Source organism: Gemmata palustris (genome assembly GCF_017939745.1).
GTDB lineage: Bacteria > Planctomycetota > Planctomycetia > Gemmatales > Gemmataceae > Gemmata > Gemmata palustris.
Map to the genome: position 1 here is coordinate 2,817,970 of NZ_JAGKQQ010000001.1, position 14,618 is coordinate 2,832,587.

The 14,618-nt window shown below is 64.8% G+C and carries 15 protein-coding genes and 1 pseudogene; 6 read left to right on the forward strand and 10 right to left on the reverse strand.

All coding sequences use genetic code 11. The annotated features are described in order from the left end of the window. Nucleotides 1-27: 27 nt before the first annotated feature. From tpx to J8F10_RS11465, 3 genes and pseudogenes are all read left to right on the forward strand, one after another. Nucleotides 28-544 (forward strand): annotated as a pseudogene (gene tpx, locus J8F10_RS40775) (thiol peroxidase). Nucleotides 545-1,024: 480 nt separating this feature from the next. Next, the gene (locus J8F10_RS11460) at nucleotides 1,025-1,243 is read left to right on the forward strand and encodes a hypothetical protein (protein WP_210653956.1); all 219 of its coding nucleotides are present in this window, start codon (nucleotides 1,025-1,027) and stop codon (nucleotides 1,241-1,243) included. Between the two features lie 384 nt (nucleotides 1,244-1,627). Further along, the gene (locus J8F10_RS11465) at nucleotides 1,628-1,810 is read left to right on the forward strand and encodes a hypothetical protein (protein ID WP_210653957.1); all 183 of its coding nucleotides are present in this window, start codon (nucleotides 1,628-1,630) and stop codon (nucleotides 1,808-1,810) included. Nucleotides 1,811-1,970: 160 nt separating this feature from the next. Here J8F10_RS11465 and rsmA read toward each other — a convergent pair whose 3' ends face one another. Then, nucleotides 1,971-2,882, reverse strand: a complete 912-nt coding sequence (rsmA, locus tag J8F10_RS11470) for a 16S rRNA (adenine(1518)-N(6)/adenine(1519)-N(6))-dimethyltransferase RsmA (protein ID WP_210653958.1) — start codon at nucleotides 2,880-2,882, stop codon at nucleotides 1,971-1,973. Nucleotides 2,883-3,019: 137 nt separating this feature from the next. After that, on the reverse strand, nucleotides 3,020-3,622 hold the full coding sequence (locus J8F10_RS11475; RefSeq protein WP_210653959.1) for a riboflavin synthase: 603 nt from the start codon (nucleotides 3,620-3,622) through the stop codon (nucleotides 3,020-3,022). A 102-nt stretch (nucleotides 3,623-3,724) separates the two neighbouring features. Between J8F10_RS11475 and J8F10_RS11480 the strand changes: the two genes are divergently transcribed. Beyond that, entirely contained in the window at nucleotides 3,725-4,729 is a 1,005-nt protein-coding gene (locus tag J8F10_RS11480) for a Rieske 2Fe-2S domain-containing protein (protein WP_210653960.1), read from the forward strand. 134 nt (nucleotides 4,730-4,863) lie between these two features. Then, a complete protein-coding gene (locus J8F10_RS11485; RefSeq protein WP_210653961.1) occupies nucleotides 4,864-5,112 on the forward strand; it encodes a hypothetical protein in 249 nt (82 codons plus the stop codon). Nucleotides 5,113-5,195: 83 nt separating this feature from the next. On the opposite strand, the gene J8F10_RS11490 is transcribed toward J8F10_RS11485, so the two are convergent. The 4 genes from J8F10_RS11490 to J8F10_RS38695 form a co-directional block, all read right to left on the reverse strand. Continuing rightward, nucleotides 5,196-6,005 (reverse strand): hypothetical protein, encoded by an 810-nt coding sequence (locus J8F10_RS11490; RefSeq protein ID WP_210653962.1) that lies wholly within the window; start codon nucleotides 6,003-6,005, stop codon nucleotides 5,196-5,198. 139 nt (nucleotides 6,006-6,144) lie between these two features. Further along, a complete protein-coding gene (locus J8F10_RS11495; protein WP_210653963.1) occupies nucleotides 6,145-6,834 on the reverse strand; it encodes a Uma2 family endonuclease in 690 nt (229 codons plus the stop codon). Nucleotides 6,835-6,888: 54 nt separating this feature from the next. After that, entirely contained in the window at nucleotides 6,889-7,653 is a 765-nt protein-coding gene (locus J8F10_RS38690) for a hypothetical protein (RefSeq protein ID WP_246523188.1), read from the reverse strand. 40 nt (nucleotides 7,654-7,693) lie between these two features. After that, the gene (locus J8F10_RS38695; protein ID WP_246523190.1) at nucleotides 7,694-8,233 is read right to left on the reverse strand and encodes a hypothetical protein; all 540 of its coding nucleotides are present in this window, start codon (nucleotides 8,231-8,233) and stop codon (nucleotides 7,694-7,696) included. A 146-nt stretch (nucleotides 8,234-8,379) separates the two neighbouring features. On the opposite strand from J8F10_RS38695, the gene dusB reads away from it, so the two are divergent. Further along, entirely contained in the window at nucleotides 8,380-9,486 is a 1,107-nt protein-coding gene (gene dusB, locus J8F10_RS11510; protein WP_246523192.1) for a tRNA dihydrouridine synthase DusB, read from the forward strand. A 66-nt stretch (nucleotides 9,487-9,552) separates the two neighbouring features. Here the strand turns inward: dusB and J8F10_RS11515 are convergent, their stop codons facing one another. The 4 genes from J8F10_RS11515 to J8F10_RS11530 all read right to left on the reverse strand — a co-directional run bounded on the left by J8F10_RS11515 (nucleotide 9,553) and on the right by J8F10_RS11530 (nucleotide 14,618). Beyond that, nucleotides 9,553-10,926: an MmgE/PrpD family protein gene (locus J8F10_RS11515; protein ID WP_210653964.1), complete on the reverse strand. Its 1,374-nt coding sequence runs from the start codon at nucleotides 10,924-10,926 to the stop codon at nucleotides 9,553-9,555. An 83-nt stretch (nucleotides 10,927-11,009) separates the two neighbouring features. Next, nucleotides 11,010-11,843: an NAD-dependent epimerase/dehydratase family protein gene (locus J8F10_RS11520; RefSeq protein WP_210653965.1), complete on the reverse strand. Its 834-nt coding sequence runs from the start codon at nucleotides 11,841-11,843 to the stop codon at nucleotides 11,010-11,012. A 332-nt stretch (nucleotides 11,844-12,175) separates the two neighbouring features. Further along, on the reverse strand, nucleotides 12,176-12,595 hold the full coding sequence (locus J8F10_RS11525) for a hypothetical protein (protein ID WP_210653966.1): 420 nt from the start codon (nucleotides 12,593-12,595) through the stop codon (nucleotides 12,176-12,178). A 157-nt stretch (nucleotides 12,596-12,752) separates the two neighbouring features. Next, on the reverse strand, nucleotides 12,753-14,618 hold the full coding sequence (locus tag J8F10_RS11530; RefSeq protein WP_210653967.1) for a hypothetical protein: 1,866 nt from the start codon (nucleotides 14,616-14,618) through the stop codon (nucleotides 12,753-12,755).

Below are 14,618 nucleotides of genomic sequence, written 5' to 3' on the forward strand. Positions count from 1 at the left end.
ACTAGCACTCTCCCAGGAGAACTCACAATGGCACGCACCGTCACGTTCAAGGGCGACCCGATCGAACTGGCAGGTAACGAACTGAAGCCCGGCGACACCGCACCGAACTACACCGGGCTACAAGGGCTCAAAACCCTCGTCACACTCGCGGACACCCCGGCCAAGGCCCGGCTGTTCAGCGTGGTGCCGTCGCTCGATACCGGCGTGTGCAGCATGCAGACCAAGAAGTTCGACGAGGGCATCAAGGCGCTCGGCGACGGGGTCGCGTGCTACACGGTGAGCCTCGACCTCCCGTTCGCGCAAGGCCGGTTCTGCACGGCCGGGCGTTTCGACGATGAAGACCGTGTCGGACGTTCACGACCACTCGTTCGGCAAGAACTGGGGCGTTCTGATCGAGAAGGGTCTGCCGCTGAAATTGCTCACGCGGGCCGTGTTCGTCGTCGATGGGGCCGGGAAGGTGACCTACGCCGAGTACGTCCCCGAAGTGACCAACCACCCGAACTACGACGCCGCTCTCGCAGCACTGAAAGCTGCCGCGAAGTAACGCGCTGACGAAATCAGAGCGTCCGCGGGCGAGAAGACCTCTTCTCGCCCGCGGACGCTTTGTTCGCACATATCCTTTTTACAATTCAACATTCCGCTCCCCATCTTGCCCATTCCCACCGGAAGATGGCGAAGCACGGCCGAATGTGCAGGCTCTACCGCTTGTAGCGACTGCTACTGGCTGTCCCGGTTGCGCAGCGACTTAAAACGGTTTGTGCGGCGATTGGCACGAATTACTCTGATGTAGACGCACGCCCACGCCCGGGGCGCCGAGAACACGCACCACCTGGAGATCGCACCATGAACCTGACCCGATGCGCGGGGCTCGCCCTGGCCCTCGGCTCCGCCCCGCGGTGCCGACCCGCGCCACCGCCGCCTGGGACAACGTGTTTCAAGTGTGCTGTAACGACTGCACAACAAGCCGCGGGCCAGCTACTACGCCGCCCCGGAAGCGTGCCCCCAACCGTGCCCGCAGCCGGAAATGCGGGTCAGCTACGTGCAGCGGAGCTACTACCAGCCGGTCACCGAGTACGTCCGCAAGAGCTACTACGAGCCGGTGACGAAGAAGGTGACGAGCTACTACTACGAGCCGGTCACCGAGTACAAGTACAGCACCTACTACGACCCCTGCACCGGGTGCCGCAGAAGGTCTGCACCCCGACGACGGCGTACAAACTGCGCAGCCAGTGCAACTCGGTGACGAGCTACGTCGAGCGGTGCGATGGTGCCCGTGACCTCGCTGAGCAGGTCAACTACCAGCAGCCGGTGGTGAGCTACTACTACCCGCCGGCCCCGACCGGCACGAGCTACTACTATCCGCTGCCGCCGATGGGCGCGCCGAGCGGCCCGACCGTCGAGCAGTTCCGCGAGAACGCGCCGGGCGTGATGCCCAAGAGCGGCTCCGACAACCTGCCCCGACGAAGCTGCCGACCGGCGACCCGGACAACCCTAACATGTCGAACCCGCGCCCGAGCACCGCGAAGGTGCGCCCGGAGCGCACGGTCAGCCGCAGCAGCGTCGTGTCGGTGCGGGGAAATCGTCCTGAACGATCAGATCACCCCGGGCCGGGGCGAAGATCGTGTTCATGAACGCGGACAAGCCGGGCCAGAAGCAGTACACGACCGCCAACGCCTTCGGCGAGTTCGACCTGCGCCTGCCGGCCGGGGACTGGTACCTGTACGTCGGCGAGGGCGCCCAGGCGACGTACCACAAGAAGATCAGCGTCGGCGACCGCGACACCGTCGATTACAAAGTCGTGAGCCGCTAACCGAACGATTGACCGCGAACCCTGCCCGCGAGGGCGGCGGGTAAATGACCAAACCCCTGGGACCGCGGGCATCTTGCCCGCTCTTTATTGCATAAAGCAGAAGAGCGGGCAAGATGCCCGCGGTCCCAGGGTTTTACCTCCCCCTCGCGGGCGGGTTCACCTAACCGAATACCGCGCTCAATCGCAGGTGCTGTTCCAGGTCCAGCGATTCGCTCCGCACGGTACCGTCAATTCCCAGCTCGGCGAGCTTCGCGTCCACGTCCTTCTTGTCGCGCGCCCCGGACGGCCAGCCGATGAGCGCCTGGCGCAAGTTCTTCCGCCGGTGAACGTACAGGTCGCGCAGGAACACGCGGAACTTCTTCACGTCACCGACTTTCGCCCGCTTCTCGGCGTTGGGCTTGATGAGCACGATCGCGGAATCGACTTTGGGGCGCGGGTGGAAGTTCTTGGGGAGCACCTTCCGCACGGTCTCCACGTCCGCGACGCTCTGCACGAGAACCGAGAGCGCGTTGTAGTCTTTGGTGTTCGGCACCGCGCGCATGCGCTCCGCGATCTCCCACTGCACCATCACCACCATGCGCTCGATGTCGGTCCGGGTAATCAGCAAGTTGCTGATGAGCGGCGTGGCGATCACATACGGCAGGTTCGCGACGAGCTTCTTGCGCGTGCAGTTCGCGCCCGCCACCGCTTCGTCCCAGGCGACGAGCATGTCGGGGTTCAGTTCGTTCTTCTTCGCGAGCGCGTCGCCGAAAACGAACTTCACGTTCTGGCGCGCGCCGACGACCTCCTTCGCGACCGGCTGGAGCGCGCGGTCGATTTCCACCGTGACGACCACGCCCGCTTCGTCCGCGAGTCGCGCGGTGAGCGAGCCGGTACCGGTGCCGACCTCCAGGACCGCGTCGCTCCGATCGAGTTCCGCGGTGCGGACGATCAGATCGAGCAAGTTCAAGTCGATGAGGAAGTTCTGGCCGAGCTTGCTCTTGGCTTCCAACCCATAGGCTTCAAAGAGCCCGTGCAGGTACGAGAGCGTTTGACGCGGGGAGGGATCGGAAGATTGCAGGGGGTCTGACATACAACTCCGGGCGAACGGTCGCGGAACGAAGAGTTTTTGACAGGATTCACAAGATGAACAGGATTAATTCAAAACGCCGTCGTTTGTTTTAATCCGGTTCAGCCTGTCAAAACGCTCGACCTCAGCGCGCGGTTCGCCTAAATAGTGATACTGGTTCGCTTGAACAACTTTTGTACGTGTTTTGCGAGCAGATCGAACTCCAAGTTCACGGCATCGCCCGCTTTCTTGAACCCGAGCGTGGTGTGTGCCCACGTGTGCGGGATCAGCATGATGCTGAACCGGTCGGGCTGAACGTCCACGAGCGTGAGGCTCACGCCGTCCACGGCGATCGAACCCTTCGCGACGAGCAGATCCTCGAATTCCGGCGGGAACCCGAACCAGACCGTCAGCCACTCGCCGGTCACCACTTCTTCCAGCACGTGCCCGACGCAATCGACGTGGCCGCTCACGAAGTGCCCGCCGAGCATATCGCCCACGCGGAGCGCGCGCTCCAGGTTCACCCGGTCCCCGACCGCGAGCCGGCCGAGGGTCGTTTTCACCAGCGTTTCCGGCCCGACTTCAAAGTCGAACGTGTCGCCATCGCGCGCGACGACCGTGAGGCACGCCCCGCACACCGAGACGCTTTCGCCCAGTTGCAGCGCGGGCGCGAGGCCGGGTTCGGCGATGCGCAACCGGCGCCCGCCCTGCCCGTCTACAACTCCACGAACTTCTCCCAGTGCCTGCACGAGACCGGTGAACATAGAGAATCTGCGTAAGATTACGGCTTTAGCGCGGTTGGACGCACGCACGCGCCACAACGAACCGATACAAAATACGGAGTCATTCTAGCAGAGGATTTGCTGATGGGGATGTTGGACCACTGGCAACCGGTCCTGATGAGCCGTCGTTTGCGCCACAAGCCCGTGGGCGTGCTGGTGGCCGGTGCTCCCGTGGCGCTGTTCCGCACCTCGGACGGACGGGCCGCGGCGCTCTCCGACGTGTGCCCGCACCGGCGCCTGAAACTCAGCGCCGGGGACGTGGTCGGTGACCGGCTCCGGTGCAAGTACCACGGGTGGACATTCGACGCCTGCGGAAACGGCGAGAGCCCCGCCACGCCGAAAATGACGACCTGCATGACGAGCTTCGACGTGCGCGAAGAGCACGGGCTGGTCTGGCTGAAGTCGCGTGACAGTTCTCCAGAGTTCCCGGTAGTCGACCCGCAAGGGTATTTTCCGATCTGCACGCTCGAACATACAGTTCCGGCCCCGCTGGAACTCTCAGTCGATAACTTCAACGAAATCGAGCACAGCGGCACCGTTCACGACACCTTCGGCTACGACCTCGACCGCCTGCACGAGGTGAAAGTCGAGTTCGAGTCGACCGACGACACCGTCCGCGTGACGAACGCCGGCCCCACGAAGCGCCTCAACCGTATTTTCGCCTGGCTGCTCGGGGTGCGCGCCGGCGACATCTTCCACGACCACTGGACCACCCGGTTCTCGCCGATGTATTCCGTGTTCGACCACTGGTGGACCAGCCCGGACGGGGCGCGCGAATCGATGGTCCGCTGGCGCCTCTACATCTTCTTCGTTCCGCAGGACGACAAGACGACGCGCGTGTTCTCGATCACGTTCGCGAAGTCGCGCTACCCCGGCCCGGCCGGTGCGCTGCGGTTGGCGCGCGGGTTCATGCGCCGCGAAATCGATCGCGAGATCCGCGCGGACGTGACGATGCTCCATCACATGGCTGATTTCGGCACCGGGATCGAGGGGCTGAAGTTGAGCCGCTTCGACAAGGTACTCGGGTTGACCCGCGAGCGCATCGCCCGTATTTACCGCGGGGTTAAAGGGATTTCTGAACTGCGCTAACGATTCACGAACAAAACTCGGGTGCCACTTGCTCACCCGAGGTAATCAAAGCGCGCTCCCAGAATCGCGTGATTCGCAGATCGGTTTCGTAATCCGCTCATCGAACTTTTAACGGCGGCAGTATGATCTTCGCGATGATTCTCTGGGTCAGCGCATTCGTCCTGGGGCCATTCCCCCAAGCCGCTGCCCCGCCGTGGGTCGGACTGTCGTCGGATCAGATCGAGAAAATGTTGGGGGAACAAGCCACGGCATCAATGGCCACCGGCGGGACTGAGAACTTGCAAGTGATGCGGTACTATGTGAACGCGCGGTTGGTCGTGTGGTACGGCGGCCCGGACGGAGTCGCCGTCGCAGTTCATCGGGCCAAAGAGCGGCGCCGCTGAGAAGCAGAACACCGAGTTCTGCAGTTCACGAAAAACGGGAGGCTTTCGCCTCCCGTTCGCGTTGATCCCGTTCTCCGATCGCATCAATCATCGAAGCGGTACTTGCCGTGACAGTTGGTGCAAGCCGCTTCGAGAAGCGTCAGCTTGCTGCGCAGCATTTTGAAGTCCGGGGTCTTCTTCGTCGCCTCGGCCACGATCTCCTTGCTCAGATCGACCGACTGCTTGCTGATGGCCTTCCACTCCTTCTCGCTCTCCGGCTTGGTCCGGGCCTTCTCGTTCGGGTTGTGGAGCACGTACTCGTTAATCACCGCGGACCGCACCGCCAGAATTTCGACGGCGGCCGGGTCGAGCTTCACCGTGCTCCCCTTCGCGGTCCAGTCCTTCAGATCCTTCTCGATGTTCAGGCCGCTCGGCAGTTTGAGCACCTGCGTGTTGGTGAACAGCTTCATCGTGGTGGGCATGTACGTCACGTCCTTGTCCTTGGCCGCCTCGAACGCGGGGAGCTTGGGCAGGTCGCCGCCGGCCTTCCCGGTCCCGGGCTTGATCGCGAGCTTCTTGGCCAGTTCCGCCGCGTCCTTGTACTTCTTCGCGTGGATCGCCTCACCGACCTTGATGACGTCGGCCTTCAGGGTCGCGTCCCCGAGGACATCGGCGTAGGCGGCGAGGATCAGTGTGATGCCGACGGCCGGCTTCGCGGACCGGGCCGACGGCTCGTCCGACTTGGCGAGTTCGTCGAGCCGGGTTTGGAGGAACTTGAGGTCGGCGTCCGCGGCCTTCTTGTACGAATCCTTCGGCAGATCCGGGGTACCGGCCGGCGCCGGCCCGCTGACGAGGCACAGGCCCGCAGCAGCGACCACGGCGCAGCCGACGAGGGTGCGGAGAGAATTGGTCACGAACGTGTCTCCTTTTGGGATGCGAACGGACGACCAAGGTGGGTAGAAACGGGACCGCGGCGGGTGCCGGCGGTCACGCCCGAGTATTATGGCACCGGTGCCACCAAGAGGGGAGTCCCGCCAGCAGAAAAGCCGCAAATCACGGGCGCCGATCGGCCCGATCGAACAGTTCGCGGAGCGAGAGGGCGAAACCGGGCAGGATCGTTTCCCCGTCGAGCGTGCCGTCAACCGGAACGGGCTCCACGGTATTCGGTCCACTGAACACGTTCGCCGACCGCGACTCGGGTTCGATCTCCCAAACGCGCTTCACACCGGCCCTAAAGTATTCGTCGCGCTTGCGGGCCATCTCCCGGACCGTATTCGATGCGCTGAGCACCTCAATGACCAAATCGGGAACGATTGCGGGAACTTTGTCGTCGCGCGGTGGCGGCTTTCCGCCCGGCAAACTCGCCCACGCGATGAACGCCACGTCCGGCGCGCGCCCGATGCCGGGAAGAACTTTCATCACGCCGTCCGGTCCAGAGCACATGCCGAGGTCGTTGGTCCGAAGGTAGGCGTAGAGTTCGCCCGCAACAATCATGGCGAGCCACGATTCGTGGAACCCCATCGCCTTCTCCACCAGCGTGTTATCGACCCACTCGCACGTCGGGCCGCGCCGTTCCTCGTTCACACGAATCAAGTCATCGAACGTCGCCCGGCCCGGTGACGGCTCCAGGCGCACGCGATCGGCGGGGATGTCACCGAGTTGCTGTAAGAGGTCAGCGACCGTCCAGCGCGATACGATCGGGGCCGGACGCGGGGGATTGGATAAAGTGGTTGCGGTCGCCATTCGGGTGCCTCCTCGTTGAATTATCAGTCCCGAACCCGCATCACGCAACCGCGGTTACGCTTTCCCCAGTACCAAGTCCACGACCCAGCACCCGCGCATGTGTGCGCCCGGCGCGCGACAGTGGTTGAGGATGTCGTCCACATCGCACCCGGCGTCCTGCAAGGCATCCGCCAGAATCGGCATCAGTGAGTAATCCCGAGTCGCGTAGATTGTTCGCGCGAGGCACATCGCGTTGAAGGTGCGCCAGTTCGGGTCGAAATCGATCCACCCGAACGGATCGCCCGCAATCTCGTCCAGTACGTCTGTGAACCGACCGTCGTGCTCCTCGCGCTTCTGCGCGGCGTCCGCACCGTCACCCGGGGCGAGCGCGAGAAGAACGTTTTGAAAGGTCGGGTGTCGAGCGTTTTTGCCCTCCGGCCAGTGCGCGAGATAAATCAGCGCGTTCTCCGCTGCACGTTCTTCGGGGGACGGAGAAGGACGAGGCGAGTTCGGGCGCGGGTACCAGGTGTCCCAAATGGACCAGTGTTCGAGCCAACTGTAACCTTCCCAGACCTCGGGGATGCCCTTGCACGGTGCCCCCGGCGAAGGGCCATCAACGATGATTTCGGTCTGCTCGAACGCTTCCCGGTGCCACGGCTCCGGGCACAGCGCCAGAACTTTCCGAACGCACGCGATTGCAAACAGCCGCCACTTCCGGTCCGAAATGTCCGTTTCGACCGCGAGCAGTTCGGAACAGCTTGTTGCGGCCCGCCACGCCTGTTCCGCGTGCCACAATTTTGCAGATCGCGACTGGCGCCGGCGATCGGATCGCTTGGCCATACTCACCCCCGGCCTTTACTGTGGCAAACGGGGCGCGGAGTTATGATCTTCCGAGCACAAGATCAACCACCCAGCACCCCCGAACATGGAGGCTCTCACCGTGGCAGTGGTTCAGGATGTCCGCGTTGCTGCACCCGGCGTCCTGAAGCGCGTCCGCCAGAATGGGCAGCGCGCTAAACTCGCGCGACTCGTACATCTGCTGTGCGAGCAGAGTGGCCGTTTCCGTGCGCCACCGCTTGTCGAACTTCACCCTCTTGAACGGGTTGCCCGAAATGTCGCGGAAGATACGGGCCTTGATGAGTTGATAGGCGCGGTACGTTACGCCCTGATCGTCGGCCCGGGGTGAGAAACCGAAGTCGTTGCCACAAAAGCCGTTCACACAGTCACCCATTTGGACGGAGTTCGCCCAGAGTAGATAACTCGCAGGCGTGCCGCCAATGATTGAACGAGCCTCATCGAAGAGCGCTTCCAGTTGATTCTTGTGCGCGCGTCCGTCGACGAATTGCTCCGCGAGTTCCGCGGCGTGTCGAACCAACGGATTGGTGATACGGTCCCAGTTGTGCCGGCACCATGCGACCATGAAGAGTCTCAGTTTACGCGCCGACATCTTTTTCGCTGCATAACCCGCCAATTGGCGCGCGTCCGCCGATCCGAACCACTCCTCTTCGGTCATTGTCCGTTCCCCATCGGCTAACCGGCCGCGCCGACCTGTTGTAAAGTAATTTCATGACGAACGCGAACGCCGAACTCCCCCCGCCGCCCGTCCAGTACCGCGAGCCGGTGTCCATTGGGACAATCAAACTCGCCTCGCGGTTCAACCTCGCGCCGCTCGCGGGGTACACCAATCTCCCGTTTCGCCTGTCCGTTCGCGAACTCGGCGGGGTCGGGCTCTGCACCACGGACCTCATCAACGCCCGCGCGATCGTCGACGGCATTCAGAAGACGATGATTCTGCTCGCCACGGACCCGGCCGAGCGCCCGCTGTTCGTGCAGATATTCGGCTCGAAAGCCCACGAGATGGCCGGCGCCGCGAAGTGGCTCGTCGAGCGCAAACTCGCCGACGGCATCGACATTAACATGGGCTGCCCCGTGCGGAAGGTGGTGAAGACCGGCGGCGGGTCGTCCATGATGTGCGACACCACCGGCGCGACCGTCGATCTCGTCCGGCAGGTGGTCGAGGCCGTGCCGGTTCCGGTGAGTGTGAAAATGCGCCTGGGCTGGGACGACGACAACCTGAGCGCCCCGTACTTCGCGCGCGAGTTCGAGAAGGTCGGCGTCGCGGCGCTCACCATCCACGGTCGGACGCGCGAGCAGGGGTTCTCCGGGGGCGTGAATCACGAGGGCATCCGGCGCGTCGTGGAAGCGGTCGAGCGCATCCCGGTGTTCGGCAACGGCGACGTGCGCTCGGTGTGGGACGCGGCCCGGATGATTGCCGATACCGGCTGCCACGGCATCGCGATGGGGCGCGGCGCGCTCGCGAACCCGTGGATATTCCGCCAGTTCGATTCGTGGGTGCGCACGGGCGATCCCGGCCCGCGCGGAACTTATGCGGAGCGCCTCGCGTTCATGCGGCTCCACCTGCGGCGATTGGTCGAGTGGAAGGGGAGCGAGAAGAACGGCTGCGTCCACTTCCGCAAGGTCGCGACGTGGTACACGAAGGCGCTCCGGTTCCCGAAGCGCGTTCAACAACAACTCGTGATGCTCTCGGGTTTGGACGAATTCGAGGCGATCATCGCGCCGTTCGCGTCCGGTTCAGCGCCCGAAGGGTGGAGCGAGTACGACTCCCAGCAAGCACACATCGCGGTCCCCGCCGGACCGATCGCACACTGGTAGGTACCCACGCCAAGTCGGGTGCAAGTGACCCACCGCCCTTGCGGGCGGGGTTCACCAAGCGGTCGATCACGCGAAGAGAGCGATCAGGTCGGTCACGCTCGTCAGTTTCTCCAAGTCCCAGCAGCGCGCGAGGATCTCATCCGCCTTGGCTTTGCCGTACTTCGGTTCCGCGACGCGGCGGAACTTCGTTTCGACTTCCGCGTCCGTCATCGGGTTCCCGGCGTGGCCGCGCGGGAACTCGACTTCCTTCACCAGCGTGCGGCCGTCGGTCAGCGTCACCGTGATGCGGTTCGGGATGCCGGTCGGGTACCGCGGGTCGAGCGTCCCGTCGTGGCGGATCTTCACCTTCCCCGTGAACGCGACCAGCTTCGGGTTCGTGAAGTGGTCGTCGTCGAACGTTTCCAGGTACACGTCGCCGTCGTGAAGGGCCGCGGCAGTACAGTACGGCAGACTGTGGTCGGCCGTCTCGCGGGTCTTCGGCGCCCACGCTTCCGGGTATTTGCCGATGATGTTGTAACTCGCCTCGAACGTCGCGATGTCGATGCTCGCGACCTGCGACACATCGCCCTTCAGTTCCGCGCGGATCTGGAGCGCGGCGTCGATGGCGCTCTGGGAGTGGTACTCGGCCGGCCAGAACTTGATGTACGTCTTGTTAATCATGAACCCGTCGGCGTTGCCCGGTTCACTGCCGAAGGGCGCCGGGGTGAAGACCTCGCGCGCCACCAGCTTGAAGAACCCGAGGTCGCCCTCGAAAATCGGGGCGGGACCGGTCATCCCATCAGCCGCGAGGGTGGCCGCGAACACGCCGTTGCGGGCCGCGTTCGCGAACGCGCAGCCCTTCCACATGCTCAACTCGCCCGACCGCGTTTGGCGCAGCGCGACGTTGCACACCCCCGCCAGCCCGACGGTGTGCGTGAGCTTCGTCACATCGAGCTTCATCAGCTTCGCGGCGGCCACGGCCGAAGAAATCGCGCCGTAGGTGACGTGGTCGATGCCGTGCTTGCGGAGGCTGGCCGCGTCGCAGAACCGGCACTGGATCTCGTAAGCGAGTACGGCCGCGGTGATGAGATCCTTACCGCCGGCGCCGACCGATTCGCCCACCGCGAGTACGGCAGCGAGGTTATCGCTGGGGTGCGCGGGTTCTTTGCTCAGGTAGGTGTCATTGAAGTCGAGGTACCGAATGAGCAGCCCGTTCACGAACGTGGCCCACTCGACGCTCGATTTGCCCCCCGCGAGGATCGACGCCCCGGGGTTGCTCGACACGCGGGCCGCGCACTTCTTCGCGATCGCGTAGGCGTCCGACGGCATCGCACCGATGGCGGTGGCGAAGGAGTCGATGAACCGCCGCTTCACCTCGTGAACGGCTTCCTTCGTGAGCTTGTCGAACGTGAGGTCGTGTGCGTAACCGGCCAGCCGTGCGGCGAGCGTTTGAGGGGGCATCGCGAACATCCCTATCGAGGTAACGAATCGTTGGGATGTTGTACGGAAGCGAAACGACGGCGTGCGGCGCGTTCCCGGCGCCGTTAAGCCGCGACTCGGACCTGCGAACCGGCACCCGCGCGAAGGAACTCGCGGTACCACGTGAGCGTTTCGGTCACGGCCTCGCAGAACGACCGCGCCGGCGCCCATCCGAGCGGGTTCGCGGGGGGAGCGGATTCGGTCCACCCAGGGGCCGCCCCTGCAAACTCCGCGCGAAACGCGACCGCAATCTGCCGGTCGCTCATCTGCCAGCCGCTTCGGAACGGGTAGTCTCCGGGTCCGTGCTTCGCAACGTCTTCGGCCACGCGCAGGCACGCACGGGCCGCGTCTCGCACGAACACGAGGTCGTTCGCCGGGCCGTCGGGGGGAAGCGTAAAGCCTCCTGAGATAAGACCGAGCGCGGCCGCGGGCACCGTGCGGAACAACTTTCGGTCGCCGGGGCCGAACACCGCTCCGAACCGCGCGACGCTCAGCCCGTCTGCGTGTGTTTCTGCCGTGCGCGCGAGCGCAATTTGCTGCAGCGGGCGCGCGGTCACGACCGGGACGCGGCGCGAATACAGATTCGCGGCCTGGAGAACCGCGGGGGTACTTCGGTCTTCACCAAACGGGTCAGATGAGCAGAGATGAAAGACGGCGGAGACTTCGTGAACGGCCATCGCGGAGTGTAGCCGGAACACGTTATCCGCACGTCCGCGGATAAAATGCACGCGCCCGCCCGGCCCCGAACCGAAGATGTCACTCTCGGCGCGTTCGTGGACCAACCCCACGACTTCCGCACCCGCGGCAAGCAATTCGCGCGCGACTGCGCCGCCCAGGAACCCGGTATACCCGGTCACGAGCACCCGTCGTCCACGCCACGAAGATGTTTCTACAGCCATGAGGTCGCCTCCGTGCGCTCGCGTCTGTGGGCTCTTCCCAGGCTAACGCGGGGTCGCATGGTGGGTCAAGTGGAAGGCACGGTACGTTCGCTCGCGCTTACACCGGATACCAGATCGGTCATGCTTTCCTGGCAAGGGTGACGTCAGACGATGAGGACGGGTCCGGAACAGTTACTGCTTTGGGTTGTGTTAACGCTGTGGAAATTCTTGAATTGTCTGCGAATTCCGATCCGTCGCACTAACTTCTTAAACCGGGATCGCGCGTTCAAATCGGGCCCGCATACCGCCGGGGGTAAAATCCCGGCGGTTGTTCGTTTCAGATACACGTCTGCTCAGCGACAAAACAACCCGGTGCGTGATTTCCCGTGGAAGATCGGAGTACGCGAAACCGGACCGACGGGTGCGACGGCGCCCGTCGTTTCCGGGTAGACCATCGTGAACGCCCCGCTCTGGCGCGTCACCCCATCGGTCCCACCGAGCAACCAGTGACCGGTGTCGTAGGGGTAGAGCCCGTACACCCCGACCACCAAGCCGCCACTCTTGTAGAAGGGAATCGCCGGACCGGGCGGCGTGCCCGGGGGTACGAACACGTTCGGCGCGGGTGAGCCGATCGCCGGAGCCACGAGGGTCGGGTGAACCGCGACCGGCGGGGGCGGCGGAGGTGGGGTCGAGGGCTGTTGGGGCGGCGGTTGGGCGCCGGCCGAAAGGCCGAGCGCCGCGACCAGACCGGCCGCGATCACGAATCGCTTCATTGGTGCGTCCTCACGGGTGAAGCAGACCCTTCCAGTCTGCGCGCGACTCGCCCCGCGAGCACACTCGATATCTACCCGCGCGCTCGATCCAAGAGAGCGCGCGCTGCGCGAGTCCGCACCACCGGCACAATCGCGCTCTCAGCGCGCCATCGTTTTCTCATGAGTTTTGCCACGGGCGCGACACGGCACCGATGACAGGCAGGCACTTGGTTCCACACGTTTCGCATTGAGCAACGAACGGGGCGAGTAAACGACTCGTGTGGGCCGCTTCACTATCAAGAAACGCCGCGGGGTACCCCGCGAGAACCTCGGCCCGGAACCGGAGCCACGCCTCCAGTTCTTCCGCAAACGTTTCCGAAAGGCGCCCGCTCACGCGGAGCGCGTGCGCCCCGAAGACGAGCACGCGCCCGTTCGATTCGAGGCGCACGTTCCCCTCGGGATCGGTCGCTAACACGCCCCCCACGGCCACGCCCCCGAGCGCGACCAATACGGGACCGAGTTCGGCTTCCGCGTCCGGGTCCGTTTCGCACACGAGCATGAGACCGGGTTCGTGAGCGAGTAACTTGCCGGTAGTCGTTGGCGACGCGGTAACGGCGTCGAACACCGTCCGGGCCTTGCCGACACGTTCCCACGGGCGCTTCGCGCGGTTCACCCACATGCCGTACATCATTGCGACGTAGTTCGGCGAAATCTGAACGGTGGTCGCTACGTGCGGGGCGACGTCACACAGGTCGAGAACGTCGCGCGCGGTGAGCCCGGCGCGGAACGCCGCCAGGAGGACCAGCACGCGGAGCCGCGCGCGTTCGGCCGGGTCGCGCGGAACGCGGAGGTACGCGGCCAGCACGAACTCCGCGAAGTCGGCGGACTGGTCGCCACGAAATACGGGCGCAATGAGTTCCGCAACGCCCGCAGCGCGGTCGCGGCCGAAGCGCCCGCTGTCGTCCATTTGCAGCGCGAGGGCCACTGCGAGAAGCTGGCGCTCGGCGGGGTTCGCACGGGCGCGAGCGACCACGGCATTCAGCACACTCGCGCGCTCGAAGGGATCACCGAGCCCGACGCTCGTGAGGCACAGCCGCGTCAGGAGCCGCGCAGAATCGCGGTCCGCCAGCGCCCGCGCGAGTTTCCGCCACCCGGCGTCGATGGCCCGATCGTCGGGTGTAGTTTTCGTGCCGAGTATCGCGCGCGTGAGTGCATACGCGACCCCCGATAGAACAAGCGCCAACCAAAAGGGGACCAAGAGCGTAAAAACAATCATCGCGCTCGCAGCAGCGAGCGTTGCCCGCGCCCGCGCCGGGGACACCCTCAGCCCCCGCGCAACGAACCCGTCGCCCGCGAGTCGGCCATCGGCGAGCGCGAGGGCGGGTGGTAGCAGCGACGCCCGCGGGACCACTTCTGTGAAGCACGACGGGCACAACCCGACGCCCCGTTCACGTGCGGCAGCGCGGAGCGGCGCGGTTTCGTCCTCGGTAGCCGTTTCCGCTGCCAAAAACCGCACCGCGCGCTCGCCATCGATTGCGATTGCGCGGTCGATGAGTGCCGGGTCGCCCGTGGCCGCGTGCGCGCGCCGGATCGCTCCGACCGCGCGGGCGCGCGAGCGGGTCTTCTTCCTGACGAGCATCAAGCCGTGTTCGTGCCACAAGTGTTTCGCCATCTCCGGGCGCGGCAAACGCGCATCACACCGGGGGCAGCTCATTTTCACCTTCCGCTCGCGCCGCGCGATGACCGCGTCGAGCGCGTCCGAGCGCTCCGTGAGGCGCTGAAGGTGTCGGAGTCGGGCCAGACCGCGCGACGCCGAGATGCGCCCCGTGAGCGCCCGAACAACTCCGCGAACCCCACGCGGCGTGTCGGGGACCGCATCGAGAGCGCGCCCGGCCGCCGCGAACCGCACCGCCAATGGAACGCGGGGATTGGCCAGGAGCGGCAAAAGCTGGCTCACGACTTGTTCACGGTCCGCGGGCGCGGCCGCGCGCAAGCGCACGACGAGTCGCACCAGCACCGCACGCGGATCATCGGTTGGGTTCAT